Origin of the sequence: Microbacterium sp. Gd 4-13 (genome assembly GCF_003095395.1) — a bacterium.
Taxonomy (GTDB): domain Bacteria; phylum Actinomycetota; class Actinomycetes; order Actinomycetales; family Microbacteriaceae; genus Microbacterium.
Window position 1 is genome coordinate 1 of sequence record NZ_QEIJ01000006.1, and the last position, 21,417, is coordinate 21,417.

At 70.1% G+C, this 21,417-nt stretch carries 20 protein-coding genes and 1 tRNA gene; 8 read left to right on the forward strand and 13 right to left on the reverse strand.

What is annotated here, in order from left to right:
- Window positions 1–199: 199 nt before the first annotated feature.
- The 4 genes from DEA06_RS11945 to DEA06_RS11960 form a co-directional block, all read right to left on the reverse strand.
- On the reverse strand, window positions 200–1,786 hold the full coding sequence (locus DEA06_RS11945) for a hypothetical protein (RefSeq protein WP_116648236.1): 1,587 nt from the start codon (window positions 1,784–1,786) through the stop codon (window positions 200–202).
- A complete protein-coding gene (locus DEA06_RS11950; RefSeq protein ID WP_116648377.1) occupies window positions 1,768–2,511 on the reverse strand; it encodes an ABC transporter ATP-binding protein in 744 nt (247 codons plus the stop codon). The genes DEA06_RS11945 and DEA06_RS11950 overlap by 19 nt, the downstream gene beginning before the upstream one ends.
- 78 nt (window positions 2,512–2,589) lie before the next feature.
- Window positions 2,590–3,168, reverse strand: a complete 579-nt coding sequence (locus tag DEA06_RS11955; RefSeq protein ID WP_116648237.1) for a DUF1992 domain-containing protein — start codon at window positions 3,166–3,168, stop codon at window positions 2,590–2,592.
- A gap of 184 nt (window positions 3,169–3,352) precedes the next feature.
- Complete coding sequence (locus DEA06_RS11960; RefSeq protein ID WP_116648238.1) at window positions 3,353–4,273, reverse strand: oxygenase MpaB family protein; 921 nt, start codon at window positions 4,271–4,273, stop codon at window positions 3,353–3,355.
- A gap of 273 nt (window positions 4,274–4,546) precedes the next feature.
- Between DEA06_RS11960 and DEA06_RS11965 the strand changes: the two genes are divergently transcribed.
- The 6 genes from DEA06_RS11965 (at window position 4,547) to DEA06_RS11990 (ending at window position 11,730) form a co-directional block, all read left to right on the forward strand.
- Window positions 4,547–5,260 (forward strand): L-ribulose-5-phosphate 4-epimerase, encoded by a 714-nt coding sequence (locus tag DEA06_RS11965; RefSeq protein WP_116648239.1) that lies wholly within the window; start codon window positions 4,547–4,549, stop codon window positions 5,258–5,260.
- Entirely contained in the window at window positions 5,257–6,834 is a 1,578-nt protein-coding gene (locus DEA06_RS11970) for an FGGY-family carbohydrate kinase (protein WP_116648240.1), read from the forward strand. The genes DEA06_RS11965 and DEA06_RS11970 overlap by 4 nt, the downstream gene beginning before the upstream one ends.
- 150 nt (window positions 6,835–6,984) lie before the next feature.
- On the forward strand, window positions 6,985–8,097 hold the full coding sequence (locus DEA06_RS11975; protein ID WP_133241758.1) for a hypothetical protein: 1,113 nt from the start codon (window positions 6,985–6,987) through the stop codon (window positions 8,095–8,097).
- Window positions 8,094–9,113 (forward strand): LacI family DNA-binding transcriptional regulator, encoded by a 1,020-nt coding sequence (locus DEA06_RS11980; protein WP_116648242.1) that lies wholly within the window; start codon window positions 8,094–8,096, stop codon window positions 9,111–9,113. The genes DEA06_RS11975 and DEA06_RS11980 overlap by 4 nt, the downstream gene beginning before the upstream one ends.
- Before the next feature lie 150 nt (window positions 9,114–9,263).
- A complete protein-coding gene (araA, locus tag DEA06_RS11985; RefSeq protein ID WP_116648243.1) occupies window positions 9,264–10,775 on the forward strand; it encodes an L-arabinose isomerase in 1,512 nt (503 codons plus the stop codon).
- Window position 10,776: 1 nt separating this feature from the next.
- Window positions 10,777–11,730, forward strand: a complete 954-nt coding sequence (locus tag DEA06_RS11990; protein ID WP_116648244.1) for an aldose 1-epimerase family protein — start codon at window positions 10,777–10,779, stop codon at window positions 11,728–11,730.
- An 18-nt stretch (window positions 11,731–11,748) separates the two neighbouring features.
- On the opposite strand, the gene DEA06_RS11995 is transcribed toward DEA06_RS11990, so the two are convergent.
- Both DEA06_RS11995 and DEA06_RS12000 read right to left on the reverse strand, forming a co-directional pair.
- Window positions 11,749–12,330, reverse strand: a complete 582-nt coding sequence (locus tag DEA06_RS11995; RefSeq protein WP_116648245.1) for a hypothetical protein — start codon at window positions 12,328–12,330, stop codon at window positions 11,749–11,751.
- Between the two features lie 17 nt (window positions 12,331–12,347).
- Window positions 12,348–12,758: a DUF4383 domain-containing protein gene (locus DEA06_RS12000; protein WP_116648246.1), complete on the reverse strand. Its 411-nt coding sequence runs from the start codon at window positions 12,756–12,758 to the stop codon at window positions 12,348–12,350.
- 176 nt (window positions 12,759–12,934) lie between these two features.
- Here DEA06_RS12000 and DEA06_RS12005 point away from each other — a divergent pair, with 176 nt between their 5' ends.
- Entirely contained in the window at window positions 12,935–13,366 is a 432-nt protein-coding gene (locus DEA06_RS12005) for a YdeI/OmpD-associated family protein (RefSeq protein WP_116648247.1), read from the forward strand.
- A gap of 43 nt (window positions 13,367–13,409) precedes the next feature.
- Window positions 13,410–13,976, forward strand: coding sequence for an asparagine synthase (locus DEA06_RS12010; RefSeq protein ID WP_116648248.1), 567 nt, complete (start codon window positions 13,410–13,412; stop codon window positions 13,974–13,976).
- Window positions 13,977–14,011: 35 nt separating this feature from the next.
- On the opposite strand, the gene DEA06_RS12015 is transcribed toward DEA06_RS12010, so the two are convergent.
- The 7 genes from DEA06_RS12015 to DEA06_RS12045 all read right to left on the reverse strand — a co-directional run bounded on the left by DEA06_RS12015 (window position 14,012) and on the right by DEA06_RS12045 (window position 21,303).
- Window positions 14,012–14,539: a hypothetical protein gene (locus DEA06_RS12015; RefSeq protein WP_133241759.1), complete on the reverse strand. Its 528-nt coding sequence runs from the start codon at window positions 14,537–14,539 to the stop codon at window positions 14,012–14,014.
- 176 nt (window positions 14,540–14,715) lie between these two features.
- Window positions 14,716–14,788: transfer RNA gene (locus DEA06_RS12020), tRNA-Arg, on the reverse strand.
- An 87-nt stretch (window positions 14,789–14,875) separates the two neighbouring features.
- The gene (locus DEA06_RS12025; protein ID WP_116648250.1) at window positions 14,876–16,411 is read right to left on the reverse strand and encodes a CoA-acylating methylmalonate-semialdehyde dehydrogenase; all 1,536 of its coding nucleotides are present in this window, start codon (window positions 16,409–16,411) and stop codon (window positions 14,876–14,878) included.
- Between the two features lie 25 nt (window positions 16,412–16,436).
- The gene (locus tag DEA06_RS12030) at window positions 16,437–17,759 is read right to left on the reverse strand and encodes an aspartate aminotransferase family protein (RefSeq protein WP_116648251.1); all 1,323 of its coding nucleotides are present in this window, start codon (window positions 17,757–17,759) and stop codon (window positions 16,437–16,439) included.
- A gap of 85 nt (window positions 17,760–17,844) precedes the next feature.
- Window positions 17,845–18,879: a TIGR03842 family LLM class F420-dependent oxidoreductase gene (locus tag DEA06_RS12035; RefSeq protein ID WP_116648252.1), complete on the reverse strand. Its 1,035-nt coding sequence runs from the start codon at window positions 18,877–18,879 to the stop codon at window positions 17,845–17,847.
- Window positions 18,880–18,935: 56 nt separating this feature from the next.
- Entirely contained in the window at window positions 18,936–20,366 is a 1,431-nt protein-coding gene (gene hydA, locus DEA06_RS12040) for a dihydropyrimidinase (protein WP_116648253.1), read from the reverse strand.
- An 88-nt stretch (window positions 20,367–20,454) separates the two neighbouring features.
- Window positions 20,455–21,303 carry a nitrilase-related carbon-nitrogen hydrolase gene (locus tag DEA06_RS12045; protein ID WP_116648254.1) on the reverse strand — a complete coding sequence of 283 codons (849 nt, stop codon included), beginning with the start codon at window positions 21,301–21,303 and terminating at the stop codon, window positions 20,455–20,457.
- Window positions 21,304–21,417 lie beyond the last annotated feature (114 nt).

Genomic DNA, 21,417 nt, shown 5'->3' on the forward strand with positions numbered 1-21,417 from the left:
GCCTGGGGCGTGGGCGGGGGCGGGGGGGGGGGGGGGGGGGGGGGGGCGGCGGGGGGGGGGGGGCGGGGCCGCTGGCAGCGGGACTGGCGGGCGTCGGCCGCAGGCCGACGCGGGCATGCGGTACCGCACCCCACACCGCGCAGCGTCCGGGGCACGCAGCGTCCGGGGCACGCAGCGTCCGGCGTGCCGCCGGGCCAACTCAGGCGTTCTTGTAGGACTTCAGCCGGCTGAGCAGCGACGGCGCCGTGCGGTCGAAGACGCGGCCGCCGACGATGATGCCGACGATGCACAGTACGGCTCCGAGCACGATGCCCACGATGACGGCGAGCCATGACCACAGGGGGTCGCCGAGCGCGATGGCGAGCACGGCGAACACGATCTCGGGTGCGGCGAGGAGCCCGGCCACCAGCCAGAGTCCGATGCCGACCAGGCCCATCGTGAACGTCGCTCCGGGCACGCGCTTGAACGGGCTGTCGCCGGCCGCGGCGACCGGGATCACCAGCAGCGCCGAGCTGACGGCGCAGACACCGTAAGCGGTGAGCAGCACGCCGAACGAGGCTCCGAGCACCGCGGGCAGCACCTCCCAGCGGCCCGAGATCGCGACGGTGACGACCGCGACCAGGAGCACGAGCGGCACCGCGACGGATGCTGCGGCGAGCGTGCGCCCGACGCGGTCGGCCCTCCCGCGGATGCCCGTCTGCAGGATGCCCGCGAACGCGGTGCCGTCGTAGGAGATGATCGTGTACGGCGCGACGCCGACGAAGAACGCCGAACCGATCGCGGACCCCGCGAAGAACGGGCTCGTCAGATCGCCGCCGCTGTAGAACAGCACGAAGACCGGCACCAGCGGGGCGAGGAGCAGCTGCTGCAGGTAGCGGGAGTCGCGCACCCAATAGGTGAGCGAGCGGGCCCAGGTCGCGCCGACGGGTCCGGTCGGAAGCCGGCCGAACCAGCCGAGGGAGCCCGACTGCACGCGGCGAGCGGATGCCTGCGGCGGCGATGCGAGACCGGTCGTCAGGCTGCGGTTCCACAGCAGCCAGAGCCCGGCGAGGGTGGCGGCGGCGATGAGCAGCTTGAACAGCGCGGTCACCGGCGAGCCGGCGGCGAGGTCGCCCGGCACCGCCCATGCCGCGGCGAGCGGCGTCCACGAGAGGCCGTCGAGGATCGCGAGGAACTGCACGCCCGATTCGACCCCGGTTCGCAAGAGCTGCGTTGCCCCGAGGAAGATCGGGCCGGCGAACAGGATCACCACGAAGGCGATGAGGCCGACGGTCTCCTGGGTGCGCCGGCGACCGCCCAAGCCCGACGCGAGCGAGGCGACCGTGCGCGACGCGACGACGCAGATGGCTACGCCGAGCGGCACGCACACGATCGCGGCGAGGGCGGCGACGGGCCAGCGCCACCACGCCGTGAAGGTCGCGAGGCCGCCGATCAGCGAGGCGAGGCCGGGGATGCCGGTGAGTCCCGCGATCGCGATCGCGATCATCATCCGCCCGGTGGTGAGGGGGAATGTCGCGAGCTTGGCCGGATCGAGCGTCGTGTCGATTCCGGCGACGAACACGGGGCCGATGATCCAGCCGAGCGTGAGGATGGCGCCACCGGCGACGACGGCGTACCGCGTCACATCCGCCCCCGCCGCTCCGGCGAAGAAGAGGCCGACGGCAGCCATGAACAGCACGCCGAGCGCCCAGAAGGCGGTGATGATGAAGCCGACGAGCTGCCAGGGGCTGCGCGAGAGAGTGTTGCCGAGGATGCGGAAGCGGATCCTCAGGAGCGTCGCAACCACTCGGGGCCCTCCGTGTGGTGACGGCCGCCGACGAGCTCGACGAAGCGGTCTTGCAGGCTCTCGCCGCCCCGCACCTCGTCGACGGTGCCCGCGGCGAGCAGGCGCCCGGCGCCGATGACGGCGACGTGGTCGCACATGCGCTGCACGAGGTCCATGGAGTGGCTCGAGACGATGACCGTGCCACCGCCCTGCGTGTACCCGCGCAGGATGTCTTCGATGTTCGCGGCCGAGACCGGGTCGACCGACTCGAACGGTTCGTCGAGCACGAGCAGGCGCGGGGCGTGCACCAGCGCGCACGCCAGGGCGATCTTCTTCGTCATTCCGGCCGAGTAGTCGACGACGGGCGTTCCGGCGGCCTCGCCGAGGTCCATGATGCGCAGGAGGTCGGCGGTGCGCTGGCCGATCTCGTCGCGCGAGAGGCCGAACATCATGCCCGTGTAGGTGACCAGCTGCTCACCGGTGAGCCGGTCGAAGAGCTTCACGCCGTCGGCGAGGTTGCCGATCATCGCCTTCGCCTCGACGGGGTGGGCCCAGACGTCCACGCCGTGGATCGTGGCGGTGCCGGCATCGGGGCGCAGCAGTCCGGTCGCCATCGAGAGCGTCGTCGTCTTACCGGCTCCGTTGGGTCCGACGAGCCCGTAGAACGAGCCCGTCGGAACGACGAGGTCGAGCCGGTCGACGGCGACCTTCTCTCCGAAGCGTTTGACGAGTCCGGAGAGCGCCATCGCCGGCACCCCCGGTTCGGCTGGCGGGGGAGCGGTCACGGGGATCGGAAGATCACGAGGGTCGGCCACCCTTCGAACCTAGCGGGGCCGTACGCGCCGCCACCAGCGTTGCGGCCGCGGGTCGTCGTTCGCGGGGAGGACGGATGCGGCGCTCTCCCGTGCTGTGCGACGGTCCTGCCACGCGGTCACCTCCGCGTCGACGTCGTGCGTGGGGGTGACGACGGGCGGTCCGCCGAGCAGCTGCCGCCGCGCCTCGATGACGCGGCGGTTGAAGTCCTCGACGGCATCGCGAACCTCGTCTTCGCGGTGGAGGAGGTCGAGGCGCTCGGCCATCTCGGCGTGCTCGACCCGCAGCGTCAGCGCGGGTGGGCCGAGCCCGGTGATCTGCTCGGACGCGATCTTCCGGCGGATCCACCAATCGGGATCGTGGGTGTCCCCGAGCCCCACCAGCGGTTTGCCCGCGCCGGGGAGCCCGTCGAAGTCGCCGCGACGGATCGCCTGCTGGATCGCCGTCTCGACGTAGGCGGCGCGTTCGGCCGCGGTCGATCCCCGGGCGACATCGGCGTCGGGCTCCGCAGCATCCGGTGTCTCTCCGGCCGCGGCGGCGTCGCGCGCCTGTCGATACTCCTGCGCGGCCTGCCGTGGATCGTCTCGCATGTGCTCTCCGGCTCCTCCCCGGGCTCCATCGAACAGAAGGTGTCGCCCTCCTGCAAGTGACCCCACCGAATGCTGGGGGCGGATGCTGAGAAGTGTCGCCGTCGTGGCGGATCGCCCCTCGCGGCGTTCGAACGGATGGCGGTGCTCGGGATTCGGCGTCGCCCCTCGCGGCGCCGTCGACGGGTCAGGCGTCGCGGCGCTCGTGCTCCAGGCGGCGCAACCGTCGTCGCGCGAAGTCCTGCGCGCGAGGGCCCGAGCCCAGGGTTCGCGCCGAGATCGCCAGAACGATGCGCGTCAGCGTCACCACCGGCAGCGGCGAGCGTCGCACGCCCAGCATCCTGCGCCACTCGCGCGGCAGCGAGGCCACGGCCGCCTCGAAGAGCACGCGATACGCCAGCCCCATCGCCCCTGTGAAAGGCGGCTTGCGCAAGAAGCGCACGACCTCGTCGACCCGCTCGTCGCGGCGCAGCTCGCCGCGGGAGCGGAAGCCCTCGAGCGCGGCTCGCAGCTGCGCCTCGCTGGTCGGAGGGTGTGGCACCCGCATGAGTCTTCCGGCGGCCGCCCATTCGGCGACGTAGGCGTCGGCGCCCCCGGGTATCGGGACCCCCCACATCTCGTGGCTGCGCAGGAAGGCGTCGGCGAATGCGAGGTGCACCCAGGTCACGAGGTCGGAGGCGTCGGCGGTGTAGCCGCGGACCGCGCCGTCGCCGGCCGTGTAGTCGCCCTTCACACGGGTGTGCAGGCGAGCGACCCGCGCGGTCTCGGCCTCCGCCTGCGTGCGTGAGCCGTAGGTGACGCAGATGACCCAGCGCACGGTGCCGCTCAGCCGACCGATGGGGTCTTCCCGGTACCGCGACCAGTCGTGGACGCCCGCGAGTGCCCCCGGGTGGAGCGCCTGCACGAGCAGCGCGCGGATGCCCGCGACGAGCGTTCCCATACCGCCGTGCACGACCCACGTCGCGCCGTCCTCGGGAAAGTACCCCGGGTCGTCGCCGTCTTCGATCGCGAGCACCCACGGCGGGGTGCCGTTCGGGTCGCCGGCGAGGGCCGTCAGCATCCGCGAGCGCAGACGTGTCGTGCGCGCGGACGGGCCGGATGCGGTCATCCCCCCAGCGTGCCATCGCCGCGCCCCGAGGGGGCCGGGTTCTCACGCCGTCGAACGACCTGCGAGCCGCGACGCAGCATCCGCCCTTCCCTTCGCCGAGCCCGCACGGTCTCGCCGAACACGCACGCTCTGCGCGCGGGGGGCGTGCGCGTTCGGTGATCGTGTGCGGGCTCGACGGGGGACGGGGAGGGGGTGAGGCTGGCGAGGTGGGGGTGGTAGCGGTAACATCGGGGGGCGGTCGACGGGACCGCGCACGACGACGATGGAGCTTCCGTGAGCAGTACCGCCCTCACCCCCGAGATCCAGGACGCGGTCGAGGCGGTGCGAGCCGACGTGGCCCGGCTGCACGGCGAACTCGTCCGCTACGGCCTGGTCGTCTGGACCGGCGGCAACGTCTCCGGACGCGTGCCGGGTGCCGATCTCTTCGTCATCAAGCCCTCCGGTGTGTCGTACGACGACCTGGCCCCCGAGAACATGATCCTGTGCGACCTCGACGGCACCGTCATCCCCGGTACCCCGGGAAGCGAGCGGAGCCCGTCGAGCGACACCGCCGCCCACGCCTACGTCTACCGCAACATGCCCGACGTCGGCGGGGTCGTGCACACCCACTCGACCTACGCCGTGGCCTGGGCCGCGCGGGGCGAGGAGATCCCCTGCGTGATCACGGGCATGGCCGACGAGTTCGGCGGCCCCATCCCGATCGGCCCGTTCGCCGTCATCGGCGACGACTCGATCGGTCGCGGCATCGTCGAGACCCTTCGCGGTCACCGCAGTCGCGCCGTGCTCATGCAGAACCACGGACCGTTCACGATCGGCGTGTCGGCCAAGGATGCGGTGAAGGCCGCCGTCATGTGCGAGGACGCGGCGCGTTCGGTGCACATCGCGCGCGAAGCGGGGCCCCTCATCCCGATCCCGCAGGACCGGATCGACGCCCTCTACAACCGCTACCAGAACGTGTACGGCCAGAACTCGGACGCCCGCCGGTGACCGCCGCGATCGCCGACGGCCGCGCCGTCCTCGGGATCGAGCTCGGCTCGACCCGCATCAAGGCATGCCTGATCGACCCCGACGACCCGACCGCCGTGCTCGCGGTCGGCAGCTCGGACTGGGAGAACCGCTTCGAGAACCGCACGTGGACCTATTCGCTCGACGACGTCTGGTCGGGCCTGCAGGCGGCCTACGTCGACCTCGTCGCCGACGTCCAGCGCCGCTACGGTCTCGCTCTCGGCGCGGTCGGGGCGATCGGCGTCTCGGCGATGATGCACGGCTACCTCGCCTTCGACGGCGAGGGCGAGCTGCTCGTGCCGTTCCGCACGTGGCGCAACACGTCGACCGGCCCTGCCGCGGCCGAGCTGACCGACCTGTTCGGCACGAACATCCCGCTGCGGTGGTCGATCGCGCACCTCTACCAGGCGGTGCTCGACGACGAGCCCCATGTCGCCGACGTGCGGTTCGTCACGACCCTCGCCGGCTACGTGCACTGGCGCCTCACCGGTCGCCGCGTACTGGGTGTCGGCGACGCCTCGGGCATGTTCCCGATCGACGCCACGACGAAGACCTACGACGAGCGGATGCTGCGCCAGTTCGGCGATCTGGTGGGCGAGCGAGGAATCGACCTCGCAGCGCTCCTCCCCGAGGTGCTCCCCGCGGGGGTGCCGGCCGGTGATCTCACCACCGAGGGTGCCGCCCTGCTCGACCCGACCGGAGCGCTCCGCCCGGGCGTCATCCTCTGCCCGCCCGAGGGCGACGCGGGTACGGGCATGGTCGCGACCAACTCGGTCGCGCCGCGCACCGGAAACGTGAGCGCCGGCACGAGCATCTTCGCGATGGTCGTGCTCGAACGACCGCTCGAGAGTCTGCACCACGAGATCGACCTCGTCACCACCCCCGCGGGTGACCCGGTCGCGATGGTGCACTGCAACAACGGCGCGAGCGAGCTCGCCGCGTGGGTCGGGCTGTTCACGCGCTTCTCGGAGGCCGCGGGTACGCCCGTCGGGGCCGATGCGGCTTTCGACGCTCTCTTCCGTGAGGCCCTCGTCGGAGCGGCGGATGCGGGCGGGCTCCTCGCCTACAACCACCTCGCCGGTGAGCCGATCGCGGGTCTCGACGAAGGTCGGCCGCTGTTCGTCCGCACCCCCGACAGCGCGCTGAACCTCGCGAACTTCATGCGGGCGCAGCTCTACGGGGTGTTCGGCACCCTCGCCCTCGGCATGCGCGTGCTCGACGGGGAGGGCGTGGCGCTCGACCGCATGTTCGCCCACGGGGGGATGTTCCGCACGGCCGGGGTCGCCCAGCGGTTCCTCGCCGGTGCGCTCGCCGCCCCGGTCTCGGTCGCTGAGACGGCCTCCGAAGGAGGGGCGTGGGGCATCGCCGTGCTCGCGGCCTACGCCGCCACAGCGCCCAACATCGCGCTCGATGACTATCTCACCGACCGCGTCTTCGCGACGTCCGCGTTCGAGACCGCCGACCCCGACCCCGCCGACGTCGCGGGTTTCGCCGTCTATCTCGACCGTTACGCCGCCGGACTCGCCGTCGAGCGAGCCGCCGTCGCCTCCCTCTGATCTCGCGGGAGGGGTCGTCCGTCCCTCCTCCGTGCCAGATCGGCGCCGACCGGTAAAGTTGCTCCTCGCACGAGGAGTCTCCGAAGACAACGTCGAACACGCTCCGTTCCGCGGCTACGCGGCGTGGATCCGAGGCAGGGTGGTAGGGGCATGCGAAGGCGCATCTTCGGGTGGGGACGGGTCGTGTCGGTGGCGAGCGCGGCACTGGTGGCGGCCCTGGCGGCAGCGCCCGCCGTCGCCGCGGCGGACGCGGCGGGCGATGTCACGTGGTCGGTGACGCCGGCGGCCGCGAGCGGCCCCGACGGTCGCAGCGTCGTCGAGCAGGAACTCGACGCCGGATCTTCGAAAGAGGACTACTTCGCCGTCCGCAATCTGAGTCCGTCGGAAGTCACCTTCCGGCTGACCGCAGCGGACGGCTACTACACGGATGCCGGGCGGTTCAACATGCTGCCGGCCGGCGAAGAGTCCATCGACGCCGGCACGTGGATCGACATGCCGGAGACGGTCACGGTCGGAGCCGACGCCACCGCTGTCGTGCCGTTCACGACGACCGTGCCTGACGATGCGACCCCCGGTGACCACGCGGCCGGGATCGCCGCATCCGTTCTCTCGTCTTCCACGGACGACAGCGGAGCACAGGTCGGTGTCGAGAGCCGGGTCGGATTCCGCGTGCTCACCCGGGTCACCGGTGAGATCACGCCGTCGATCGAGGTCGCGGCGGTGACGACCGCGTACGACATGTCGTGGAACCCCTTCCGACCCGGCGTCGCGACGGTGTCGTTCGACGTCCGCAACACGGGGAACGCCAGCGTCTCCGTCGTCGGCCGCGTGGGAGCCGGCGCGGGATCGGTGTCTTTCCCCGCATCCGACGAACCGCAACAGCTGCTCCTTCCCGGGGACAGTCGCAGCTTCACCGTCGCGGTGGGCGACGTCTGGCCGACGCTGTTCGTGCCCGCATCGATCTCATTGACTCCCTCGGCGACGGACTTCGGGGGTGCACGCATCGACATGGCGCCCCTCACGGCCGACGTGACGATCTGGGCCGTCCCGATCCCGCAGCTGCTGCTGCTGCTCGGTGTCACGCTCGTTCTGGTCGCTCTTCTCTGGGGGCGCCGGCGTTCCCGACGCCGGTTCGTGGCGGCGATCGCGGCGGCGCGCGAGGAGGGGATGGCCTCGGCCGGTGCGCGTGCGAACGCCGGCGAATCCGTGCCGTTGACGAGGTCTGCGCTGCGGAGCGCCGAACGCCGAGACCGCGACGGATGATCCACCGCCAGCGTCCGAGCATCTACGACGTCGCGCGCCAGGCCGGCGTGTCGCACATGACGGTCTCGCGCGTCTTGAACGGTCACGCGAACATTCGCGACGCGACGCGCGCGCGGGTGCTGCAGGTCATCGACGAGATGAACTACACCCCCAGCCCCATCGCGAGGGCGCTCGCTACGCGTCGTGCTCATCGAATCGGTGTGCTGGTCGACGCCCCCGACCAGTACGGTCCGAACAGCACGCTGCAGGCGTTCGAAAGCGCTGCTCGCGTGGCGGGGTACGCGATCAGCACGTTCTCCGTCGCCGACGACGAGGGATCGCCGATCGATTCCGGCGCGTCGGAACTCGCCAACCAGGGTGTCGAGGCGCTGTGTGTCATCGCGCCACGGGCAAAGTCCCTCGACCTGCTCCGACGGCAGGCCACCGGTCTGCCGACCGTCGTGATCAAGTCAGAACGCGACGAGCAGTGGCACACGATCGGCGTCGATCAGCGTGCCGGCGCGGTGAAAGCGGTCACCCATCTGATCGAGCGGGGACACACGTCGATCGCGCACCTCGCGGGGCCGCTCGATTGGTTCGATTCCCGCGAACGTGCCGAGGGATGGCGCCAGGCGCTGAAAGACCACGGGATCCGCCCCGGTGCGATGGTCAGCGGTGACTGGACATCGGATTTCGGCTACGAGTTCGGCCGCCGGTTCGACATCGGCGAGACGACGGCGGTGTTCGCGTCCAACGATCAGATGGCACTCGGCCTGATCCACGGGCTGAGCGAGCGCGGTCTGCGCGTGCCGCACGACCTCAGCATCGTGGGCTTCGACGACCTCCCCGACACGCGCCACTTTCTTCCGCCGTTGACAACCGTGCGTCAGGATTTCGCTGCCCTGGGCGACCTCGCGCTGCAGCGAATCGTCTCGGCCATCGAGCACGACGGTGCGCCGCAGCACCACACGATCGAGCCGCTCGTGGTGGTGCGGATGTCGTCGTCCTCGCCGCCGACCGTTCGCGGCGGACGCTGAGGTCGCGAGGAGCTCCGGGCGGTCGGTGGACACTCGCGCAGAGTGTCAGGACGACTTCGGGTGAACTGCGGCAATCACTCGCGGATTTATAGTGTTAGCGCGCACAATGGTAGTTCCAGCCGCACTCCTCAAAGACGAAAGAGCCCCGTCATGTCTCGTACGCCCCTGTCCACGTCGCTCGATGCCTTCGAGGTGTGGTTCGTCACCGGTAGTCAGAATCTCTACGGGGAGGAGACGCTTCGTCAGGTGGCGGAGCAGTCTCAGGCAGTGGCGGACGGGTTGAGCGGGTTGCCGGTGAAGGTTGTGTGGAAGCCGGTGCTGAAGGACTCCGACAGCATCCGTCGTCTCGCGCTGGAGGTCAACGGCCGCGATGACGTGATCGGTGTGGTCGCGTGGATGCATACGTTCAGTCCGGCGAAGATGTGGATCGCGGGTCTGGATGCGTTGCAGAAGCCGCTCCTGCACCTGCACACGCAGGCGAACGTCGAGCTACCGTGGGCCGACATCGATTTCGATTTCATGAATCTGAACCAGGCGGCTCATGGTGACCGGGAGTTCGGGTACATCCAGACCCGCCTCGGTGTCGCCCGCAAGACCGTCGTCGGCCACGTGTCGAACCCGGTGGTGCGCCAGCAGGTCGAGGACTGGCAGCGTGCGGCGGCGGGGTGGGCGGCGTCGAGGACGCTGAAGCTGGCGCGTTTCGGTGACAACATGCGGTTCGTCGCGGTCACCGAGGGCGATAAGACCGAGGCCGAGCTGCGGTTCGGTGTGCAGGTGAACACGTGGGGCGTGAACGAACTCGCGGATGCTGTGGCCGCAGCATCCGACGCGGATGTCGACGCGCTCGTGGCCGAGTACATCGCCTCGTACGACGTTGCGGAGGAGTTGCTTCCCGGCGGTGACCGTCACCAGTCCCTCCGTGACGGTGCGGCGATCGAGATCGGGCTGCGTTCCTTCCTGGAGGAGGGCGGGTTCGGCGCGTTCACGACGTCGTTCGAAGACCTCGGCGCTCTGAAGCAGCTGCCGGGGCTGGCGGTGCAGCGTCTGATGGCCGAGGGCTACGGTTTCGGTGCGGAGGGCGACTGGAAGACCGCGATCCTCGTGCGCGTCGCGAACGTCATGGGTGCGGGTCTTCCCGGTGGTGCGTCGCTGATGGAGGACTACACGTACGACCTCGTGCCCGGTGCGGAGCGCATCCTCGGTGCCCACATGCTCGAAGTCTCGCCGTCGCTGACGACCGCGAAGCCGCGTCTGGAGGTGCACGCCCTCGGTATCGGGGGGAAGGAAGACCCGGTGCGTCTGGTCTTCACCGCCGACCCGGGACCTGCGCTCGTGGTGGCGATGAGCGACATGCGCGACCGGTTCCGTCTGGTCGCGAACGTGGTCGAGAACGTCGACGCCCCCGATCTGCCGAACCTCCCGGTGGGCCGTGCGGTGTGGAAGCCGCAGCCCGATTTCGCCACCAGCGCGGCGTGCTGGCTCGCCGCCGGTGCCGCGCACCACACGGTGATGACCACCGCGGTCGGTATCGAGGTGTTCCGTGATTTCGCGGAGATCGCGAAGACCGAGCTCGTCGTCATCGACGACGACACCACGGTGCGCGACTTCCAGCGTGAGCTGCGCTGGAACCAGGCCTACTACCGCCTCGCCCAGGGACTCTGACGTGGCACGCGTTCCCGTCTCCGGTGAGCAGCACGTTCTGCGCGCCGGCGAGTACGACGCGATCGTCGCGAGCGTCGGGGCATCGCTTCGCTCGCTGACTCACCGCGGTCGCGACCTCGTCGTGCCGTTCGGCGCCGACGAGCTCCGCCCCGGCTTCCGCGGGGCAACGCTCGCTCCCTGGCCCAACCGCATCGTCGACGGTCGCTACACGTTCGACGGCGAGGAGTATCAGGTCGCTCTGAGCGAGCCCGACCGGGGCCACGCGCTGCACGGACTGCTCGGGTGGAGCGACTTCAGCGTCACCGACAAGGGCCCGAGCCACGTGACGCTCGCCGCCACGGTCGAACCGCAGTCGGGCTACCCGTGGCGCGTCGAGGTCGAGACGACCTTCGCCCTCTCGTCGGAGGGGCTCACCCAGTCGGTCACGGCGCGCAACGACTCCGCGACGGCCGCTCCGTGGGGCACCGGACCGCACCCGTACCTGGTCGCCGGCGACGGGCTCGTCGATGCGTGGACCCTGACGCTGCCCGCCGCCGAGGTGCTCGAGGTCACGCCCGACAGGCTGTCGCCCACCGAGCTGTCACCGGTGGATGTCGACGCCGACCGGTTCGACTTCCGCGTCGCCCGCGCTCTGGGCGCGGTCGAGATCGACCACGCGTTCACCTCGCTCGAGCGCGACGACGACGGACTCGCGACCGTCACGGTGACGGATGCCGCGGGCAACGGTGTCGCGATGGATTGGGACTCGACGTGCCCCTGGGTGCAGATCCACACCGCCGACGTCGACGGCGACCCCGCGACCCCCGGCTACCGCGTCGGACTCGCGGTGGAACCGATGACCTGTGCTCCCGATGCGTTCAACGACGCGGCGTACCCGTTCGACGCCGGGCTCATCGTTCTCGAGCCCGGCGTCCAGCATCCGGGTGCCCGGTGGCGCATCCGCGCGATCGGCTGACCCGCAGGGTGTCGCGTATCAATGCCCGTCGTGCGTCACGACGGGCACTGTGCCGTCGTCGGTGAGGAGCACGGCGTCCTGCGCCGCGCCGAGCGCGGGGGTGACGATGACGGCGATGATGGCCGCGGCCACCAGCATGCCGAGGATTCCGCGGAGGGTGCCGACGTCACGGGCCTTGTCGGCGCCGCGACGGACCACGACGGCGCAGGCGCCGCCGACGACCAGCAGGAGGAAGGTGCCCGCGGCGATCGCGTAGACGCCCGTGTGAGAGGGCGCGACGGCGAGCAGCCCGAACATCGCCAGCACGCCCGCGACGGCCCCGGCGAGGGCGAGCGGGGGAGCGACGAGACGGGAGGCGACGAGGTTGGCGCCGCCCCAGAAGAGCGAGAGGACGCCGAGGCTGACCAGCAGCACGCCGACGGCACGCTCGGTGAAGCCCGACGTCGCTCCGACGATCGCCCCGGCGCCGAGGGCGGCTTGGATGAGCCCGGCCCCCCAGGCCGCGACCGACGGCCACGACCCGGTGAAGCCGGACGACCCCGCGGCCGGACGGGCTCGATGAGCCGTCACGACCGCGGGGGTGTTCGCATGAACAGTCACGGTGAAGAGTCGTTCGATCAGATCGCCGCGGTGCGGGGGACGTTCTTGTCGGCGGCGAGGCCGACACCGAGCAGCACGACCGCGCTGGCGAGGTGGAGGAAGTGGTCGGCCACGTTCAGCGCGAGGATGTTCGCGGCGGTTCCGACGAGGAAGAAGCCGACGACGCCCAGGAGCAGGTAGACCGCGCCCACGGTGGTGTTGACGCCCTTCGCGGCGCGGACGTTGGCGAGGCCTGCGATGAGGAGCGCTGCACCGATGAGGAGGTGGGCGATGTTGTGCAGCGGGTTCACCTCGAAGATGCCGAGGAGGAGGCCTCCGTCGGTGGCGATGAAGCCCACGCCGCCGGTCACGGCGAAGCCGAGCAGGCCGACGAGCAGGTAGACGGCGCCGAAGATGGTGGCGACGATGCGGTTCGGTGACGAGCCCATGAGGGACCTCCTAGTTCAGGATGCGACCGGCGCCGCATCTGAGAATGATTCGTACTGGGTGGGAGATCGGATTGGGCGTTCTCCCAGGTTCGAAGCTATGGCCTGGTCTGGCCTCGAATCGCGGGGGTTGCGCGCGCCGGTCCGACGCGGTATCTGCGTGCTGTCACACTTCACACATGACGTTCGAGACGACTCTTTCCCAGAGCGGCAACAACACCGGCATCGAGGTGCCCCCGGAACTGATCGAGGAGTTGGGCGGGGGCAAGCGCCCCGCCGTGATCGTGACGGTGAACGGCTTCACCTATCGGAGCACGGTCGGAGTGATGGGAGGGCGCCACCTCATCCCGTTCTCATCCGACAAGCGCGCCGAGACCGGACTTCGCGGGGGAGACGCGATCACGGTCGAGCTGGCCCTCGACACCGCTCCGCGAACGGTCGAGCTGCCCGATGACCTCGTGTCGGCCCTCGCCGAGGCGGGTTCGCGAGAACTCTTCGACGCCCTGGCGCCGAGTCAGCGCAAGGCGCACGTCACGAACATCGAGGGCGCGAAGACCGCCGAGACGCGGGAACGCCGCATCCGGTCCATCGTGGCGAAGCTCTCCGTCTGAGCCCGGCCGCGGTCGCGCTAGCCTCGTGTAGAGGAGGTGCGCCGTGGGGAAGACGTCGGATGCTGTCGCCGAGGGCGTCTCGATCGCCGCAGCGGCCGCACGGCTGATCGTGCGCAACCGCATCCTCGTCGACACGATCGCCGATGGCGGGCAGTTCGATGCCGACGCGTTCGGCGAGATCACCCGCGAGACGTTGCTCGGACTCGCTGCCGAGCAGGAGCGCGCCGCCGACCGGGCGCGGCGCTTGCGGCGCGGTGCCTGGGGCAAGTTCTCGACGTCGTCGGGTACGCACGACTACCGCGACCGCGACACCGCCAACCTCCGTCGCCGTCGCAAGCAGTACCTGGGCGTGGCGTCGGAGTTGCGTGCCTGGGCGGGCGATGAGGCCCGCGTGAGCGCGTTGCTCGAGAGCGCGCGCGACGCCGCGTGGGGCGACGTGGAGTCGAACCTCGCCCGTCGGCTGAACGTCGAAGCGATGACGGCCGACTCCGACCCCGAGTACGAGACGATGCGCAAAGCGCGCATGGATTCGCTGCGCATGATCGACCTGGCCCGACTCGCCTCCCAGGCCAAGAAGAAGGCCCAGCAGGCCCGCGCCGGCGACGCCTGACCGCCCGCGGCAGCGCCACCCCGCCGGGAACCGGGTCAGCGCCGCAACGCCGCCGGGCGCGCGATGTCGAGTGCCTCGAGCAGGTCGCCGAGTCGCCGATCGAGCTCGACACCCGCCTGGGTGAGCTTGTTGAGGCCGAAGCTCGCCAGGTGCGGACCGGGCTGCTCGAGAGTCAGCGCGACCTCGTCGCCGCGCGCGACCAGCAGCATCCGCACCGGCAGGTACAGCAGCGCGGTCGGTTCGATGCGGTGGATGCGGGCGGCCGCCGCCCAGTCCATGAGCAGGTAGCCCACGGCCGCAGCATCCCTTCCCGCCACGCTCAGCACGCCCCCGAGGTCATCGCTCGACAGGCGTACGAATCCGTTCGGCGCATCCCACGAGAGGCCGCGCACGAAGTCGTCCCACGGAGTGCGTCCTCCCGTGACCGCATCGAGGTCGTCGCGGTCGAGCTCGGGCACCTCGGCCTCGATGCGGGCACGCATCTCGTCGAAGGGCGCGGCGACGCGGAGGCTGATGCGGCGCGCACCGTGGTCGGCGGCCTCGTCGGCGGTGCGATAGCTCATCACACCCATGCTCCCAGAGCTCGGACGACCGAGGGCGCTCGTGAGAGTCCAGAACACCCGGACGCACGCTCGGCGCGCTCCGGGTGTTCTGGACTCTCGAAGCGAGCGAGGCAGAGAAAAAGGCTCCGGCCCCCGCTTTCGCGAGGGCCGGAGCCTGTCACTGTCTCAACACAGTGTGCGCCCGAAGGGACTCGAACCCCTAACCTTCTGATCCGTAGTCAGATGCTCTATCCATTGAGCTACGGGCGCGCGACCCCCAACACGAAACGGTGCGGGGGCCTCGAGCGAGCTTACCCTACGGAGAACGCGCTCGCCAATCGAGACGGATGCTGCGGTTCACTCGTGCTGCGGGAAGCCCAGATTCAGGCCTCCGTGCGAGGGGTCGAGCCAGCGCGAGGTCACCGCCTTCTCCTGCGTGAAGAAGTCGAACCCGTGCGTGCCGTAGGCCTTCGCGTCGCCGAACAGCGACGCCTTCCACCCGCCGAACGAGTGGTACGCCACCGGCACGGGGATCGGCACGTTCACGCCGATCATGCCGACCTGCACCTCGTGCTGGAAGCGGCGCGCGGCCCCGCCGTCGTTCGTGAAGATCGCCGTGCCGTTTCCGAAGGCGCCCGAGTTGATCATCTCGAGACCCTCCTCGTACCCGGCGACGCGGATCACGGACAGCACCGGTCCGAAGATCTCCTCGCGATAGGCGGCCGAGGCCGTCGGCACGCGGTCGAGCAGGGTCGGGCCGAGCCAGAATCCGTCGGCGTCACCGTCGACGGCGGCACCGCGCCCGTCGACGACGACGTCCGCCCCGTCGCCGGAGGCCACATCGATGTACGACGCGACCTTGTCGCGGTGGGCGGCGGTGATCAGCGGTCCCATGTCGGTGCCGCGGGTGCCGTCGCCGATCGTGAGTCGTCCCATGCGCTCGCGCACCTTCTCGATGAGCGCGTCGGCGACCGTGTCGACGGCGAGCACGACCGACACGGCCATGCAGCGCTCGCCCGCCGAGCCGAAGCCGGCGTTCACCGCCGCGTCGGCGGTCAGGTCGAGGTCGGCGTCGGGGAGGACGAGCATGTGGTTCTTCGCGCCGCCGAGCGCCTGCACGCGCTTGCCGAGCCGGGTGCCCGTCTCGTACACGTACCGCGCGATCGGGGTCGAGCCGACGAACGAGATCGCGCGCACGTCGGGGTGCTCGAGCAGGGCGTCGACCGCCGTCTTGTCTCCGTGGACGACCGAGAAGACGCCGTCGGGCAGCCCCGCCTCCTTCAGCCGGGCCGCCATCCAGTTCGCCGCCGACGGGTCTTTCTCGCTGGGCTTGAGTACGACCGCGTTGCCGGCCGCGAGAGCGAGTGGGAAGAACCACATGGGCACCATCGCCGGGAAGTTGAACGGGCTGATGATCCCGACGACGCCGAGCGGCTGCCGCAGGGTGTAGACGTCGACGCCCGTCGAGACGTTCTCGGAGTAGGCGCCCTTGTTGAGCGTGCCGACGCCGCAGGCGAACTCGATCACCTCGAGGCCGCGCGCGATCTCGCCGAGGGCGTCGGAGGTGACCTTGCCGTGCTCGGAGGTGAGGATCGCGGCGAGTTCGTCCTTCCTCGCGTTCACCAGCTCGCGGAACGCGAACAGCACCTGCGTGCGCTTCGAGATGCTCGTATCGCCCCACACGGCGGCCGCGCGCGAGGCCGAGGCGACGGCATCAGCGACGTCCTGCGTCGAGGCGAACCGCACCTCCTTCTGCACGACACCGCGCGCCGGGTCGAACACCGGACCCGTGCGGTCGGACGAGCCGGGCCACGGTGCGCCGTCGACCCAGTGGTCCAGCACGACGGTGTCGGATGCTGCGGCGGGGGGAGCCGTGAGTGCGGTATCGGCCATGGGCGGTCCTTTCTGAGGTCGCTCGTCAGCGAGCGCGGGCGAGGTCGGTGAAGGCCTCGTCGTAGATGGCGGCGGCCTGATCGACCTCATCGGCCGTGACCACGCAGGGCGGTACGACGTGGATGCGGTTCTCGGACACGAAGGGGAGGAGCCCCCGGGCGACGAGGCCGCTCTTGAGCGCGCCCATGGCCGCGCCCGACAGCGGCTGGCGGGTGGTGCGGTCGGCGACGAGCTCGAGCGCCCAGAAGACGCCCTCGCCGCGCACCTCTCCGATGACGTCGTGCCGGTCGGCGAGAGCCCGCAGCGCCGGGCCGATCGAGTCGGCTCCGATGCGTACGGCGTGCTCGACGATGCCTTCGCCCGCCATCGCGTCGAGGGCACCGATGATCGAGGCCGCGGCGAGCGGGTGCCCGCTGTAGGTGAGTCCGCCGGGGAAGACCTGCTCGTCGAACTGCGCGGCGATGGGGTCGGATATGATGACGCCGCCGACGGGCACGTAGCCGGAGTTCACGCCCTTGGCGAAGGTGATGAGGTCGGGCACGACGTCGTAGCCGTCGAAGGCGAACCAGCGTCCGGTGCGGCCGAACCCTGCCATCACCTCGTCGAGGATCAGCACGATGCCGTACCGGTCGGCCAGACCCCGGACGCCGGCGAGGTATCCCGGCGGCGGCACGAGCACCCCGGCGGTGCCGGGGATCGTCTCGAGCAGGATCGCGGCGATCGTGGTGGGGCCCTCGGCCTGGATCACGCGCTCGAGGTGGCGGAGCGCGCGCTCGCACTCCTCCTCGGGGCTGTTCGCCCAGAACTCGGTGCGGTAGAGGTACGGGCCGAAGAAGTGCACGTGCCCTCGGGCGTACTGGTTCGGGATGCGCCGCCAATCGCCGGTGGAGACGATCGCGGCTCCGGTGTTGCCGTGGTACGAGCGGTAGGTCGACAGCACCGTGTCGCGGCCGGTGTGCAATCGCGCGAGTCGGATGGCGTTCTCGTTCGCGTCAGCGCCGCCGTTGGTGAAGAAGACCTTCTCGAAGCCGTCGGGCGCCCGCTCGACGATGCGTCGCGCTGCTTCTCCCCGCGCGAGGTTCGCCGTCGCGGGTCCGATGGTCGCGAGGGTCGCCGCCTGCTCCTGGATGGCGCGGACGACGGCCGGATGCTGGTGGCCGATGTTCACGTTCACGAGCTGGCTGGAGAAGTCCAGGTAGCGGGTGCCGGCGTGATCCCACACGGTGGTGCCGGACCCCCCGGCGATCACCATCGGATCGAGCGCCCCCTGCGCCGACCACGAGTGGAAGACGTGCGCGCGGTCGAGGTCCTTCGTGCGGGCGTCGAGGTCTGTCGTGTCGTGGTCCATCGGCATCCTCACCGTCGAGTCGCGTCGTCCGGCCGGAACCCCGACCTGTCATCGACCATACGGCGTGATCCGCGCGCCGCGCAGGTCACGCTTTCGCCGTCACGTGCTGCTGGAGCGCGGGGATGACGGTCTCGCCGTACACCCGGAGGGTCTCCTCCTTGTTGTCGTGCTGCAGGTAGCCCGCGAACTGGGTGACCCCGAGTGCGCGCAACCGCTCGAGCTTCGCGATGTGCTCCTCGGCGGTGCCGAGGATGCAGAAGCGCTCGACGATCTCGTCGGGCACGAAGTCGACGTGGTCGTTGCCGGCCTTGCCGTGGGAGTTGTAGTCGTAACCGGTGCGCCCGGCGATGTAGTCGGTGAGCGCCTCGGGCACAGCGCTGCCGGTCCCTGAGCCTGTCGAAGGGCCGTACTTCGCCACGATGTCGGCGACGTGATTGCCGACCATCCCGCCGAACCACCGTGTCTGGTCGATCATGTGGGCCCGGTCGGTGCCGATGTACATCGGGGCTGCGACGCAGAACGCGATCGCGTCGGGGTCGCGCCCGGCGGCGGCCGCAGCATCCCGCACCGTCGTGATCATCCACTCCGCGATGTCGACGTCGGCGAGCTGCAGGATGAACCCGTCGGCGACCTCGCCCGTGAGCTTCAGCGCCATCGGTCCGTAGGCGGCGACCCAGACGTCGAGCTCGGAGCCGCGGCTCCACGGAAACTGCAGGGTCGCGCCCTTGTACTCGACGGGCCGCGAGTTCGCGAGCTCGCGGATGACGTGGATCGACTCGCGCAGCTCGGCCATCGTCGACGGGCGTCCGTTGGTGACCCGCACCGCGGAGTCGCCGCGTCCGATGCCGCACACCGTGCGATTGCCGTACATCTCGTTGAGCGTCGCGAAGATCGAGGCCGTCACCGTCCAGTCGCGCGTGGCAGGATTGGTCACGAGCGGACCGACCGTCACCCGGCGGGTGGTCGCGAGGATGGCCGAGTAAATGACGTAGGGCTCCTCCCACAGCAGGTGCGAGTCGAACGTCCACACGTGCGAGAACCCGTGCGCCTCGGCCAGTTGGGCGAGGTGGATCACCCGCGAGGCGGGCGGATTGGTCTGCAGAACGACGCCGAAGTCCATGATCTCCTTTGGTCCCTGAGCTTGTCGAAGGGTAGTCCTTGAGCTGTTCCGAAGGGTCAGATCAGGTACTGGCTGAGCCCGCGCTTGACGAACCGGCCGTCGCCCTTGGTACCGCGGTAGGCGCCGTCGTCGACGATGACCCGCCCGCGCGAGAGCACGGTGTCGACGTGTCCGTCGATCTGGAACCCCTCCCACGCCGAGTGGTCCATGTTCATGTGGTGGGATGCTGCGCTGATGGTCGTGCGACCGTTCGGGTCGTAGACGACGATGTCGGCGTCGGCCCCCGGCTGGATGACGCCTTTCCTGCCGTACATGCCGAACATGCGCGCCGGGGTCGTGCTGGTCAGCTCCACCCAGCGCTCGAGGGTCAGTTCGCCGGTGACAACGCCCTGGTACATGAGATCCATCCGGTGCTCGACCGAGCCGATGCCGTTGGGGATGGCGCGGAAGTCGTTCCTGCCGAGCTCCTTCTGCCCCTTCATGCAGAACGGGCAGTGATCGGTCGAGACCATCTGCACGTCGTTCGTGCGCAGCGCCTGCCACATGTGGTGCTGGTGGCCCTCGGCGCGAGAGCGCAGCGGTGTCGAGCACACCCACTTCGCGCCCTCGAACTGGCCCCACTCCTCGCTGAAGGCGCCGAGCTGCTCCTCGAGCGAGAGGTAGAGATACTGCGGACAGGTCTCGCCGAACACGTTCCAGCCCTGGTCGCGCGCCCAGGCGAGCTGGTCGACGGCCTGCTTCGCCGACACGTGCACGACGTAGAGCGGGGCGCCGGTGAGGTTCGCGAGCATGATGGCGCGGTGCGTCGCCTCCTCCTCCATCTGCCAGGCGCGCGCGATGCCGTGGTAGTACGGTGCGATCTTGCCGGCTTCGGCGAGCTGGGCGGCCAGCACGTCGATCGCCGGGCCGTTCTCGGCGTGCATCATCGTGAGAAGGCCCGTCTCGGCCGACTTCTGCATGGCTCTGAGGATCTGCCCGTCGTCGGAGTAGAAGACGCCGGGGTAGGCCATGAACAGCTTGAAACTCGTGATCCCCTCGTCGACCAGCGAATCCATCGCCCGCAGTGACGCGTCGTCGACGCCGCCGATGATCTGATGGAACCCGTAGTCGATCGCGCAGGTGCCGGCGGCCTTCTCGTGCCACGCGGCGAGTCCGTCCTGCACCCGCTCACCGGTCTTCTGCACGGCGAAGTCGACGATCGTGGTCGTACCGCCCCAGGCGGCGGCCCGGGTGCCCGTCTCGAACGTGTCGGACGCGTTCGTGCCGCCGAACGGCAGCTCCATGTGGGTGTGCGCGTCGATGCCGCCGGGGATGACGTACTTGCCCGTCGCGTCGATCACGGTATCGACGTTCGCGGCGATGTCGAAGCCCAGCAGCGCCGAGCCCGGCGCCAGCACCGCGGCGATCGTCTCGCCGTCGACCAGCACGTCGGCCAGGCTCGAGCCCGTCGCCGTGACGACGGTGCCACCCGTGATGAGTGTCTTCATGGCCTAACCTCCGTCGCTCCGCTCGGTCTGGAGGCCGACCCGATACCCAGGTGCTCGAGGCGGGCGGTGACCCGGGCAGTCGCGGCGCTCACGGCTGCGCGATCCCGGTGTAGGAGTCGGGGCGGCGATCCCGATAGAACTGCCAGTCGTCGCGCATCTGCCGCACCATGTCGAGGTCGAGATCGCGCACCAGCACCTCCTCGTGCTCGCCCGAGCCGCGCTCGCCGACGAAATTCCCCCGCGGGTCGATCACCTGGCTGGTGCCGTAGAAGTCCACCGCGAGCTCCCCGTACTCGTTGTCTTCGCGGCCGACGCGGTTGGGCTGCAGCACGAAGTAGCCGTTCGCGACGGCCGCGGCCGGGCCCTCGACCTCCCACAGGCGGTTCGACAGCCCGGGCTTGGTGGCGTTGGGGTTGAACACCATGTGCGCGTCGTTCAGACCCAGCTCGCGCCAGCCCTCGGGGAAGTGGCGGTCGTAGCAGATGTACATCCCGATCCGACCGACCGCGGTGTCGAAGACCGGGTAGCCGAGGTTGCCCGGACGGAAGTAGAACTTCTCCCAGAACCGATCGAGGTGGGGGAGGTGGTGCTTGCGATACTTCCCCAGGATCGAGCCGTCGGCATCGACGAGCACCGAGGTGTTGTAGTAGACGCCGGTCTGCGCCTCCTCGTAGATCGGGAGCACCATCACCGTGCCGAGCTCTCGAGCGAGGTCGGCGAACCGCTGCACGATCGGCCCGTCGGCCGCCTCGGCGAAGCCGTAGTACTTCTTGTCCTGCGTGATGCCGAAGTACGGGCCGTAGAACAGCTCCTGGAAGCAGACGACCTCTGCCCCGCCGTCGGCGGCGTCGCGCGCGAAGCGCTCGTGCTTGTCGAGCATCGAGGCTTTGTCGCCCGTCCACGTCGTCTGGGTGATGGCCGCTCGTACTGTCGTCACTGCTACCTCCATGCTGATCGTGGTGGTGCTCGCCCGCACTGCATCCCTACCGCACCTCGGCCGTCGCCACAACGGTCGGGGCCTCATCTACATCGCGAGGCGGATGCTGGGGGC